The sequence below is a fragment of the Amycolatopsis sp. NPDC059021 genome, from assembly GCF_042739895.1.
In the GTDB taxonomy this organism is placed as follows: Bacteria; Actinomycetota; Actinomycetes; order Mycobacteriales; family Pseudonocardiaceae; genus Amycolatopsis.
Window position 1 is genome coordinate 115,860 of record NZ_JBHYIQ010000019.1, and the last position, 11,720, is coordinate 127,579.

Genomic DNA, 11,720 nt, shown 5'->3' on the forward strand with positions numbered 1-11,720 from the left:
CATGCCTGAACATCGCGTGGCACAGGCGCTGGCCCGCCTCGGTGAGCACCAGCAACTGCACCTGCCGCTGAAGCGGACCGATCTGCTCGGCAGGCTGGCCCTGCGGTTCCTCTGGCGCCGCCAGCTCAAATGGCAGATCGAGTCCAACCTCGCGATCCACGAGGCGCTGGCGGGCCTCGACGAGGTGGACCGCGTTCAGCGTGCCAGGGTCGACGAGCTGGCAGGCGTCGACAGGGTGAGCCACGACGAGCTGGCCCACGAGGTCGAGCTGCTCAAGCGCAGCGACCAGAACCTGATGGCCGGGCTCAACCAGCGGCTCTTCTCGTCGCTGGGCCGGATCGAGTCGCAGCTGGGCGATCTCCGGCTCCGGCTCGCCGAGACGGCCGAGCACGGCGAGGACGCGGAACAGCGGATCAAGGCGCTCGAAGCGCAGATCGCCGCGCTGACCGGGGCAGCCCGCGACGTCCGGCTCCGGCACGCGCAGCTCGACGGCTTCCTCGACCAGGTCCGCGCGAACCGTCCCGAGACCGCGCCCGCCGCCGACGTCGCCGATCGCGATTCGTTCCTGGAACTCGCCCTGTCCGAACTGCTGGACGGGCCCGCCGAACACGTCCGCAGCGAACGCGTGCGGTACGTCGCCGCGGTGCGGAAGGCACACGAGAACGGCGCGAACGGCCCGGTCTTCGACGTCGCGCCCGCACGCGGCGAATGGCTGGAAGTCCTCCGCGCCGAGAACCTGCCCTACCGTGCCGCGTCCGCGAACTCCCTCGTGCGAAGGCACGTCGAGGGTCTCGGACTGCGGATCGAGGACGCCGACGCACTCGAAGCCCTGGTCGCCACGCCCGCGCGTTCGCTCGGCGCCGTGACCGCGTTCCGTTACGCGGAGCGGCTCGAACCGAGCACGCTGGCCCGGTTCGTCGACGCCGCCGCGACGGCGTTGCAGCCCGGTGGCACGCTGATCGTCGAAACCCCGGCAGCGGACGACAACGCGAACGGCGACTTCCGGGTCGATCCGTACGCGCGCAAGCCGCTGCACCCGGTCTTCCTCCGCTTCCTCGCCGAGTCCGCGGGCTTCACCGACGTCGAAATCGTCGGCGCGGGCGATCGCTACAGCCTGATCGCGTGGCGATGAGCCGGTACGCGATGTGGACCCCGCTGCCGCCCCAGCGCAGCGGGATCGCCGACTACAGCTTCGAACTGCTCGAAGCGCTGTCCGGCCGGATCGAGATCGCGGCGGTCGACGACGCGGACAACGCCGAGACTCCGGCCGGGGTCCCGCTCCTCGCACCGGATTCGTCCGAAGTGGACGATGCGCTGAACATCTACCACATGGGCAACCACGCCGGGATCCACGCGAAGATCTACCGGCGGGCGCTGGAAGTCCCCGGCGTCGTGGTGCTGCACGACCCGTCGCTGCTCGACTTCCACTCGGGCCTGTTCGGCGGCACGTCGACCGACGCGTTCAAGGAGGAAGTCCGGTACGCGCACGGCCCGATCTGGGGTCATCCCACCGATCCCGCGCTGCTCGACTGCTGGCCCGCGATCGAGGTCGACGGCGTCCGGACCATCGACTACGGCACGCTGACCCTGGAACGCCGGCTGGTGACGGCCAGCAAGGGCGTGCTGGTTCACGACCCGCACTCCGCCAGGTTCCTGCGCGCCCGCTATCCGGAGAAGCCGGTGCACGTCGTCCCGTCCGGGGCGCCGATCCGCGACGACTCCGGCCGCGCCGAGACCCGCGCGCGGCACGGCTGGCACGACGAGCACGTGGTGTTCGGGGTGTTCGGCGGGCTGGTCGGCATCAAGCGGGTGACCGTGGCGGTGCTGGTCTTCGCCGAGCTCCGCCGCCGCTGGCCGAACGCGCGCCTGGTGATCGCCGGCCACCCCGGCGAACCGGGCCTGCTGGACGACATCCGCCGCACGATCGCCGAACTCGGCGTCAGCGACTCCGTCCACTTTGTCCTGTCGCCGGAGAAGGCCGAGTTCGAGGAGCTGATCAGCGCCACCGACGCCGTCGTCAATCTCCGCTGGCCGACAGCGGGGGAAACGAGCGCGACGATGATGCGCGCGTTCGGCGCCGGGCGTCCGGTCATCACCAGCGATCTGCCGCAGCACCGCCATTTCGACGAGGCGTTCTGCTGGACGATTCCCACGGACGCGGCGTCGGAAGCCCAGGAGCTGTACAACGCGCTCGAACGCGCCGTGTGCTGGCCGGACGAACTCCGTGCCGCGGGGGCGAAAGCCCGCGAATACATGCGGAACAACGCGTCGCTGCCGGTCGCCGCACAGTCCTATGTGGACGCACTCACGGCGATCGAGCGACACCGCCCGGCGACGATCGAACGAACCCGGCTGGGCGTGAACGTCTTCGCCGACGCGCGGGCGACGACCGGCCTTTCCGAGTCGGCCCGCCGCCACGTCCAGGCGCTCGCGCTGCCCAGCACCGGCGTCGACGCGACCTTCACCGAGTTCAACTCCCAGGCCCCGTACCGGACGGTGCCGATCCCGCCGGACATCGCCGCGTTGCGCCGGGGCAAGGAATTCCCGCTCGACTTCTGGCTCGTCAACGTCAACGAGTTCCAGCTGATCCCGGAACACGCGCTCGATCGCTACACCATCGCGATGTGGGCGTGGGAACTCCCGGACATGCCGAAGTACGCGCTCGCGCAGCTCCCCCGGATCGACGAGCTGTGGGTGCTCTCCACCTACGTCGCCGATGCCTGCCGCACCGCGACCGACATCCCGATCACCGTCGTGCCGAGCGTGGTCCCGCAACGGCCCGGCATCCCGGGCGACAAAGCACGTTTCGGAATCCCGGACGACAGGCTGATGGTGCTGTACACCTTCAGCGCGTCCTCCAGTGACGCGCGGAAGAACCCGTGGGGTGTCATCGAGGCGTTCCGTCGCGCCTTCCCTCCGGAAGAGCAGGGCACCAAGGCACAACTGGTCATCAAGGCCAACGACCTCGACCGCTTCCCCGAGCTGGCAACGCATCTGGCGCAGGCCGTCGCGAGCGTGAACGGGACGCTGCTGTCGCGGCAGATGTCGCGCGCGGACATGGACTGTCTGCTCGCCAGCTGCGACATCTACATGTCCCTGCACCGCTCGGAGGGTTTCGGTCTCGGCATGGCCGAGGCGATGGCCATGGAGAAACCGGTGATCGCGACCGGCTATGGCGGCAACGTCGACTTCATGCCGCCCGGCGCCGCGGCCGTCGTCGGGTACGACATCCGGCCCATCACCGCGCGGGATCACCGGTTCGGCGCGGAGTTCGGCGACTGGTACACCGAAGGCCAGCTGTGGGCGGAGCCCGACGTCGATCAGGCCGCCCGCTGGCTGCGGTGGCTCGCGGAGTCCGGGTCACGGCGTCGCGCCATGGGTGTCCGGGGCGCGGAAGCCGTTGCGGCGCGGTGCAGTCCGGAGGCTGTCGGGGCAACGATGGCGCGTCGGCTCACCGAACTGCAGCGGAACCTGTCACGGCCCGATCGGGCATTGGCTACCGTGTCGGACCATGACCGCCTTGAGCGCACAAGCACGGCAGGAAGCCGTTGACGCCGTTCCCTTCTGGTTCCACTCCGTCGACGTCGGCGAGGGCGTCGTCACGCCGGGCGCGAAGCCCGCGGACTTCAGCGTCAAGGAGTGGAACAGCTGGCAGGTCCCGGACCTGACCGGCCGCACCGTGCTGGACATCGGCGCGTGGGACGGCCGCTACTCCTTCGCCGCCGAAGAAGCGGGCGCGGAGAAAGTCGTCGCGCTCGACCACTACACCTGGTCGATCGACTTCCCGACCTACTACGCCGCCATCCACGGGATGCGGGAGCGCGGCGAGCACGTCCCCGACGCCATCGACGTCCCCGGCGCGTGGCGGCCGGACACGTTGCCGGGCAAGGCCGGGTTCGACACCGCGCGGCGCCTGCGGGACAGCAAGGTCGAGGACATCGTGCTCGACTTCTCGCACGACGACGTCACTTCGGTCGGGCAGTACGACGTGGTGTTCTTCGCGGGCGTGCTGTACCACCTCGTCGACCCGATCGGCGCGCTGCGGCAGCTGTACAAGGTGACCGGCGAGATGGCGATCGTCTCGACGCACGGCGTGCAGATCGCCGGCTTCGAAGACCGCGAGTTCGCGCAGTTCTACCCGTTCGACGGCTTCCGCGGCGACCCGACGAACTGGTGGGTGCCGAACATGAAATGCCTGACCGGCTGGTGCCAGGCCGCCGGTTTCGACCGGATCGAGGTCGCGCTCGGTCCCGACGAGGGCAAGCAGATGGCGCCCGGCGAGGCGGAGACCTACACCGCGATCGTGCACGCCTACCGCTGAGCGCGCGCGGCCCGCAGTTCGGCTTCCAGTTCGGCGATGCGCCATTCGAGCGCGGCGGCCCGCCGCTGCGCCCGGGTGGCGTCCCGCTGGCTGTCGGCCAGCGCGGTCTCCACCTTCCGCACGTACTCCTCGCGGTCGGCGCGGGACTGCTGCGCTTCCTGCACCGCCTCTTCCAGACGCCGGATGTAGCCGACCTCGCCGGGCCGGTTCGCCTGCGCCGAGCGGAGCTGCGCGACGTCGTAGCGCTCGAAGTCGTCGAAAACGTTGGCAGGGATGGCGAGGCGGCTCAACGCCTCCTCGTCGTCCGCCGGGGCGTAGAACCGGTTGAGCCCGTCGAAGAGCGCGCAGCGGTATCCGGCGTCGAGCAGGATCGGCTCCCATTCGCCGTGCGACGGCTGGGGCGAGCCGGGTTCGGTGGCCTCGACCACGACCACTCGCGGGCGGTGCCGGGTCCAGTCGGCGCCCTCGATCACGTCGCGCTCGGCGCCCTCGACGTCGATCTTGACGAAGTCGAGCGGGCCGGGATGCTCGTCGAGCAGCTCGGCGAGCGTGACGACGTCGACCTCGACGTCGTGGGTCGGCCAGTCCTCGTCCGTGCGGTAGTGCGCGGCGAGATCGTCGTCAAGCGTCGCCCGGCCCCACTGCCCCTCGACCACGTGCAGCACGGTCTTGCCCGGCTTCGCCCCGACGGCGATCGCGAGGTTGACGTCCTCGGGCCGTTCGCTGCGCAGCTGGTCGAACAGCGACGGCTCCGGCTCGACGTTGAGCCCGCGCCAGCCGAGGTCGTAGAAGTGCTTGGTGACCGAGTCCTGGAGCGGATACCCGGCCCCGATGTCGACATAGCGACCGTCGGTCCTGCCCGCGAACACCCGGGCGAGAACCACGTCCTCCGCGTTTTGCGCGTAGGAGATCATGGGAGGTCTATTCCGGCCTTTCTGGCTTCGAGCTGCAGGTCGTGGTCCACCATCATGGACACCAGCGTTTCGAAGTCGACCTGGGGCTTCCAGCCCAGCTCCTCGCGTGCCTTGGTGGCGTCGCCGACGAGCAGATCGACCTCGGCCGGGCGGAAGAACCGCGGGTCCTGGGTGACGAAGCGCTCCCAGTCTTCGAGGCCGACGTGCCCGAAGGCCGCGTTGAGGAAGTCGCGCACGCTGTGCGTCCGCCCGGTCGCGACGACGTAGTCACCCGGCTCGTCCTGCTGCAGCATCCGCCACATCGCGTCGACGTAGTCCCCGGCGAAACCCCAGTCGCGGCGCGGTTCGAGATTGCCCAGCGCGACGGTCTCCTGCAGGCCGAGCTTGATGCGGGCCACCGCGTTGGTGATCTTGCGGGTGACGAACTCGATGCCGCGGCGCGGGCTCTCGTGGTTGAACAGGATCCCGGAGCAGGCGAACAGGCCGTAGCTGTCGCGGTGGTTGACGGTGATGTCGTGGCCGAAGACCTTCGCGCAGCCGTACGGCGAACGCGGGTAGAACGGCGTTTCCTCGGTCTGCGGCGATTCGCGGACCTTGCCGAACATCTCCGAGCTGGACGCCTGGTAGAAGCGGATCTTGTGGTCCGGCCCGCCGACCATGCGGATGGCCTCCAGCAGCCGGAGCACACCGAGCCCGGTGACGTTCGCGGTCAGCTCGGCCTGCTTGAAGCTCAGCGCCACGAACGAAATCGCGCCGAGGTTGTACACCTCGTCCGGCTGCACCTGCTCCAGCGCGCCGACGAGGCTGGAGAGGTCCTGCAGGTCCGCCGACACCAGCTCGACGTAGGGGTACTCCGCGCGGATCATGTCGATCCGCGGGTTGTTCTGCCCCTTGACCAGGCCGAACACCTCGTAGTTCTTCGAATGCAGCAGCTCTGCGAGATATTGGCCATCCTGACCGGTGATACCGGTGATCAACGCACGACGCACCCGAGCAGGATAGCCGTCCTCCTCGCGCCCCGAGCCGTTACGTGGTGTTTCGTGCCGCCCTGGTCGTTAGCCCGAAAGTGTGAGCTGCGTCGTGTCGGCCAACGTGGTCCCACCCTCGGACGCCTTCTGATCGGAGCATCGGTTCGATGCGTCCATGAGAGGAGCCGAGATGGCCTGGCAGATCGTCGTGGTCGCCACGGTGGCCGTGGTGTTCCTGGTCCGCCTCGTCCTGCAGTTCAAACGCGGCTAACCACGTTTCGGGGTGACCAGGCCGGATTCGTAGGCGAGGACGACGAGCTGTGCCCGGTCCCGCGCGCCGATCTTGGTCATGATGCGGCTGACGTGCGTGCGCGCGGTGGCCGTCGAGATCACCAGGTGCGCGGCGATCTCGTCGTTCGACAGGCCGCCGGCGACCAGGCCGAGCACCTCACGTTCGCGATCGGTGATCTCGCGGACGGCGCTCGTGTCGATCCGCCGGTTCTCCGGGCGGCCGACGAACTCCGCGATCAGCCTGCGGGTCACCGTCGGCGCGAGCAGCGCCTCCCCGGCGGCGACGACGCGCAGCGCGCGCAGCAGCTCGACCGGGTCGGTGTCCTTCAGCAGGAAGCCGCTCGCCCCGGACCGGAGCGCCTCGTAGACGTACTCGTCGACGTCGAACGTCGTCAGCACCAGCACCTTGACCCCGGTCAGTTCGGGGTTCGCGGTGATCCGGCGGGTCGCTTCGAGGCCGTCGGTGCCGGGCATCCGGACGTCCATCACCACGATGTCCGGTTTGTGCTCGACGGCCTGCGCCACGGCCTCCTCGCCGTCGCCCGCCTCGCCGCAGACCTCGAAGCCGTCCTCGGTCTCCAGCAGCACCCGGAATCCGGCGCGGACCAGGGCCTGGTCGTCGGCGAGAACCACCCGGATCGTCATGCTTCACCTTCCACAGGCAGTTCCGCGCGGACCTCGAAGCCGCCGGCGACGACGCCCGCGGTGACCTGGCCGCCGAGCGCGGCGGCTCGCTCGCACATGCCCCGCAGTCCGTGTCCCGGCGTCGGTTCCGCCGTGGTCCGGCCATCATCCCGCACGGTCATCCGCAACGCCCCCGCCCGCCGCTCGAACCGGACATCGACAGTGGTTGCGGCCTCGGCGTGGCGGACGACGTTGGTCAGCGACTCCTGGAGGATCCGGTACGCGGCGCCGTCGACGGGCGCGGGCAGCTCACCGGGGCCGCCCTGCACCCGGATGTCGAGGCCTGCCGCCTCGACGTGACACACCAGTTCGTTCAGGTGCGCGAGGCTCGGCGCGGGTGCCTTGTCCTCGCCGGACCGCAACACCGCCAGCGTCGCCCGCAGGTCCTTCAACGCCGACGCGCTGGCCTCCTTGATGTTCAGCAGCGCCTCTTTCGCCTGCTCCGGCCGCCGGTCCGCGACGTGCGCGGCGACCCCGGCCTGCACGTTGATCATGGCGAGGCTGTGCGCGACGACGTCGTGCACCTCGCGGGCGATGCGCAACCGTTCCTGCTCGGCCATCCGGTGCCGGTGTTCGGTGGCCTGCTCGCGCCGGGCCTGCACCGCCGCCCACTGGTACCGCACCGCGGTGCCGACGCCGATGACCGCGGCGATCCACACCAGCGCGAGTCCCGAACCCGCGGTGATCTCCAGCGCGCCACGGCGGATGAAGAAGGCGGTGTACCCGGCGATCAGGACCGCGGCGCCGGTGATTCCCGCGGTCAGCGGACCCCGCAGCCGGGTGAGCATGAACAACGCGATCGTCGGGACGATGATCACCGGACCACCGGGGAACGCGCTCGCGTAGTAGAGGTAGGCCGAGGTCACGGTCAGCAGGAAGACGGTGAGCGGGAAGCGGTGGACGACGAGCAGCGTCAGTACGGTCGCGGCCAGCCACGCGTACCCGGCCAGGGTGAGCGGATGTGCGCCGTGCTGCCAGTGAGACGCGCTGGTGGTGACACCGAGTACGAAACCCAGGATGAGCACGGTGCGCACGACACGGCCCACCCACGGGTTCCGCCTCTGCCACCACTCCGGTCTCATGCCGCGAAAACTACCCGCCGCCGAGCGTCGGCGCGTCCGTCCGCAAGCGACTCTCCTCCTACGCCGTACGCGGTATCCGCCGCAGCACCGCGACCATCGCCAGCACGCCGACCGTCACTTGGACGGCGTAGACGGCGGCCTGCACCAGCGTCGCGCCCTCGGCGAGCGGGCCGCCGAGGACCGTGGTGAACAGCATCCACGAACCCCAGCCGACCATCGAACCCGCGCCGGTCCACACCACGACCAGCCGTGGCCAGAGCCGTCCGCGATGCAGCGTCAGGAGTGCGGCGACGGCGAGCAGCGTCAGCACACCGACCACGACGTCGAGGAAGCGCGCCGAAAGCCCCGCCGTCCGCCCGGGGACCAGAGCGAACGTCGAACCGGCTGCCCACGCGAAGTGCAGCGCCGCCGTCCCGATGGCGGCCACCCCGGCGATCCGGCCCACCGTGCCGACGGGACGGGTTCGCGAGCTGGTCAGCGCGGGCCAGCGATCCCGGACGTAGAAGACGAACGCCGTCAGCAGCGCGAGGCCCTGCCAGGTGAAGCCGCCGTAGACCACGGCCCAGACCCAGTCGTGAAGCGGCAGCGTGCTGGTCGGCGAGCGGAGCAGGTCGACGCCGATGACGGGGCTGCTCAGCACGATCGGCGCGAGCAGACCGGTCGCGGCCCACGCCGGGAACAGCACCAGCGGCGCCGGGATCCGGCGGCCCCACGCGTAGGTGAGCGCGAAGGCCAGCGCGATCGCCACCGCGTCCATCCCGGCGGTGAGCAGATTCGCGAACACCATCGTCGGCGAGTCCACAAAGGACGGATCACGCAGGCCGATCGTGCCGCCGGTGACCCACGAGATCTTCAGTGTCAGATAAGGAAAAGTGCCGAGGATCGCGGCATAGCACGCGACGAGCCGGGCGTGCGGGATCGGCATCCGTGCCGGAGGAGCGAGTGTGGTGGTCATACCCGCAAGCGTCGTCCGCGCGACGCTGGATCAGTTCCCTCCGCGGCGTCGTCCGGCTCCCTCTCGGGAGGGAACGGCCCAGGTCAGGGTCAGAACGACGTCGGCAGCTTCGCCGCCGTCTCCTCGTCGGCCGGGGTGTAGGCCGACAACGTGATCTCCGAATTCCGCCCGAAGTAGAGGTAGGTGAAGGTGAACTTGAGCAGGCCGACCTCGGGGTGCAGGTACCGCTTGCAGAGGATCGGCTCGGCGTTGACGTCGTGCCGGGTCCACAGCTCTTCGAACAGCGGGGACTCCGCCTTCAGCCGCTTGACCAGCGACTTCCACGCCGGTTCGGCGACGTGCTCGGCCATCGACGCGCGGAACTTGGCGACCACGCGCGGGATGTTGCTGTCCCAGTCGAGCATCCGCGCCTTCCACTCCGGGTTGGTCAGGCACTGCACCAGGGTGTTGCGGTCCTCGAACGGGATCGAATCGACGTCGCCCATCAGCCAGGTGTAACCGCGGTTGTAGGCCAGCAGATCGCAGCGGGCGTTACGCACCGCCACCGGGTAGGGCTCCAGCTTCTCCATCATGGTGAGCACGGGACGGGAGATCGAATTGCATTCCTTTTCGTAGCTGGGCTCGGGCGCACCGGCGAGGGTGAACAGGTGTTTGTGCTCGTACGGGTCCAGCTTCAGCGTGCGGGAGATCGCGGCGAGCACCTGCTCGGAGGCGTTGATGTCGCGGCCCTGTTCGAGCCAGGTGTACCAGGTGACCCCGACACCGGCGAGCTGCGCGACCTCCTCGCGGCGCAGCCCCGGCGTCCGGCGGCGTCCGGCTGTCGGCAGGCCGACCTGCTCGGGTGTGATGCGCGCACGACGGCTTCGCAGGAACGCGGCGAGTTCGTTGCGCCGCACGCGTTCTTCGACGGCGGTGGTCATGGTGCTAGGCTCCCATACTCCCGATGCTGTTACCAGGTAGTCCCAATACCCGGATAAACACTATCTGGTACCAGGTTACGACGTCGTCGATCGTAGTACCCATGACCACGACTGAAACCGTCCCGGCGGTGCGCACCCGCGTCGCCGAGACACCCGTCAGGCCGGGCCTCACCCCTGCCGGCCTGGTCACCGTGCTGCTGGGGGCGGCACTCACCATCATCGACTTCTTCATCGTCAACGTCGCGCTGCCCACCATCGACGCGGATCTCAAGGCGTCCACCGCGACCCTGGAACTGGTGGTCGCCGGGTACGGCATCGCCTACGCCGTGCTGCTGGTGGTCGGCGGTCGCCTGGGAGACTCGCTCGGCAGGCGCAAGATGTACACGATCGGCCTGGCGCTGTTCACGCTGACGTCGCTGGCCTGCGGACTCGCCCCGACCGCGGGGACGCTGGTGATCGCCAGGGTCGCGCAGGGCGCGGCCGCGGCCATGATGCTGCCGCAGGTGCTCTCGATCATCCAGGCCAGCACCGACGGCGAACACCGCTCGCGCGCGCTCGGCATGTACGGCGCGACCGGCGGTATCGCGACCGTCATCGGCCAGCTGCTCGGTGGCGCGCTCGTCGCGGCGAACGTGTGGGACCTGTCCTGGCGGCCGATCTTCCTGGTCAACGTCCCGATCGGCATCGTCGGCCTGATCCTGGCGCGCAAGCTGCCGGAAACCCGTGCGCACAACCCGCTCGGCGTCGACCGCTGGGGCACCGTGCTGCTGGGCGTGGCTCTGCTCTCGCTGCTCGTCCCGCTGATGGAGGGCCACGCGCTCGGCTGGCCACTGTGGACAGTCGCGCTGCTCGTGCTGTTTCCGTTCGCCGCGTTCGCGTTCGTCCGCGTGGAGCGTCGGCTGGAGCTGCGCGGCGGGCACCCGCTACTGCCGCCGTCGGTGATGCGGATGCCGAGCGTCCGGCTCGGCCTGCTCGTCGGCGTCCCGTTCTTCAGCGGCTTCGGCGCGTTCATGTTCGTCTACGCCATGACGCTGCAGGGCGGGCTGCACCTCGGCCCGATGGGCGCCGGCCTCGCGCTGACCCCGATGGCGATCGGCTTCTTCACGATGTCGCTGATCAGCAGCCGCCTGGTGGCACGGTTCGGCCAGAAGGTCGTCGTGACGGGTGGAGTGCTGTTGCTGCTCGGCGTGCTGACGCTGATCGGCTCGACGCTGCTGGCGTGGCCGGACCTGAACGTGCTGGACCTCGCGCCCGCGATGCTGCTCATCGGCGTCGGCAACGGCCTCGCGATGACCACACTGTTCCGCATCGTGCTCTCGAAGGTCCCGACCGACCTGGCCGGTGTCGGCAGCGGCGTGATGACCACGAACCAGCAGACGTCGCTCGCTCTGGGCGTCGCGACTCTGGGGAGCCTGTTCGCCTCGCTGAGCGCGCCGGATTCGCTGGGGATGAAGAGCGCTTTTGTGCTGGTGATCGGCTTGCAGGCGGTGCTGGTGCTGGCGGTGATCGTCGGCGCACGGCGCCTTCCGGACCCACGGGGGTGACCGGGGTGGTCCGTGGGGGCCTCCTTGAGGGACTCTGGGTC

10 protein-coding genes are annotated in these 11,720 nt (G+C 69.6%); 4 read left to right on the forward strand and 6 right to left on the reverse strand.

Annotated features, from left to right (window positions below):
- Position 1 precedes the first annotated feature (1 nt).
- From ACFWX1_RS14330 to ACFWX1_RS14340, 3 genes are read left to right on the forward strand one after another with little or no spacing between them, the layout of a single operon-like run.
- Entirely contained in the window at positions 2–1,132 is a 1,131-nt protein-coding gene (locus ACFWX1_RS14330) for a methyltransferase domain-containing protein (RefSeq protein WP_378387270.1), read from the forward strand.
- Positions 1,129–3,552 carry a glycosyltransferase family 4 protein gene (locus ACFWX1_RS14335; protein ID WP_378387303.1) on the forward strand — a complete coding sequence of 808 codons (2,424 nt, stop codon included), beginning with the start codon at positions 1,129–1,131 and terminating at the stop codon, positions 3,550–3,552. The genes ACFWX1_RS14330 and ACFWX1_RS14335 overlap by 4 nt, the downstream gene beginning before the upstream one ends.
- Entirely contained in the window at positions 3,512–4,321 is an 810-nt protein-coding gene (locus tag ACFWX1_RS14340) for a DUF1698 domain-containing protein (RefSeq protein ID WP_378325924.1), read from the forward strand. Before ACFWX1_RS14335 ends, ACFWX1_RS14340 begins: the two co-directional genes overlap by 41 nt.
- On the opposite strand, the gene ACFWX1_RS14345 is transcribed toward ACFWX1_RS14340, so the two are convergent.
- The 6 genes from ACFWX1_RS14345 to ACFWX1_RS14370 form a co-directional block, all read right to left on the reverse strand.
- Positions 4,312–5,235, reverse strand: a complete 924-nt coding sequence (locus tag ACFWX1_RS14345; protein ID WP_378387272.1) for an FkbM family methyltransferase — start codon at positions 5,233–5,235, stop codon at positions 4,312–4,314. The two genes, ACFWX1_RS14340 and ACFWX1_RS14345, sit on opposite strands and share 10 nt — an antisense overlap.
- Positions 5,232–6,224 (reverse strand): GDP-mannose 4,6-dehydratase, encoded by a 993-nt coding sequence (gmd, locus tag ACFWX1_RS14350; protein WP_378387274.1) that lies wholly within the window; start codon positions 6,222–6,224, stop codon positions 5,232–5,234. Before gmd ends, ACFWX1_RS14345 begins: the two co-directional genes overlap by 4 nt.
- Positions 6,225–6,470: 246 nt before the next feature.
- Positions 6,471–7,139 (reverse strand): response regulator, encoded by a 669-nt coding sequence (locus tag ACFWX1_RS14355; RefSeq protein WP_378387276.1) that lies wholly within the window; start codon positions 7,137–7,139, stop codon positions 6,471–6,473.
- Positions 7,136–8,260 carry a sensor histidine kinase gene (locus ACFWX1_RS14360; RefSeq protein WP_378387278.1) on the reverse strand — a complete coding sequence of 375 codons (1,125 nt, stop codon included), beginning with the start codon at positions 8,258–8,260 and terminating at the stop codon, positions 7,136–7,138. Before ACFWX1_RS14360 ends, ACFWX1_RS14355 begins: the two co-directional genes overlap by 4 nt.
- A gap of 58 nt (positions 8,261–8,318) precedes the next feature.
- A complete protein-coding gene (locus ACFWX1_RS14365) occupies positions 8,319–9,215 on the reverse strand; it encodes a hypothetical protein (protein WP_378387279.1) in 897 nt (298 codons plus the stop codon).
- 89 nt (positions 9,216–9,304) lie between these two features.
- Positions 9,305–10,135, reverse strand: coding sequence for a helix-turn-helix transcriptional regulator (locus ACFWX1_RS14370; protein ID WP_378387281.1), 831 nt, complete (start codon positions 10,133–10,135; stop codon positions 9,305–9,307).
- 101 nt (positions 10,136–10,236) lie between these two features.
- On the opposite strand from ACFWX1_RS14370, the gene ACFWX1_RS14375 reads away from it, so the two are divergent.
- Positions 10,237–11,679: an MFS transporter gene (locus ACFWX1_RS14375; protein WP_378387283.1), complete on the forward strand. Its 1,443-nt coding sequence runs from the start codon at positions 10,237–10,239 to the stop codon at positions 11,677–11,679.
- The last annotated feature ends 41 nt before the right edge of the window (positions 11,680–11,720 follow it).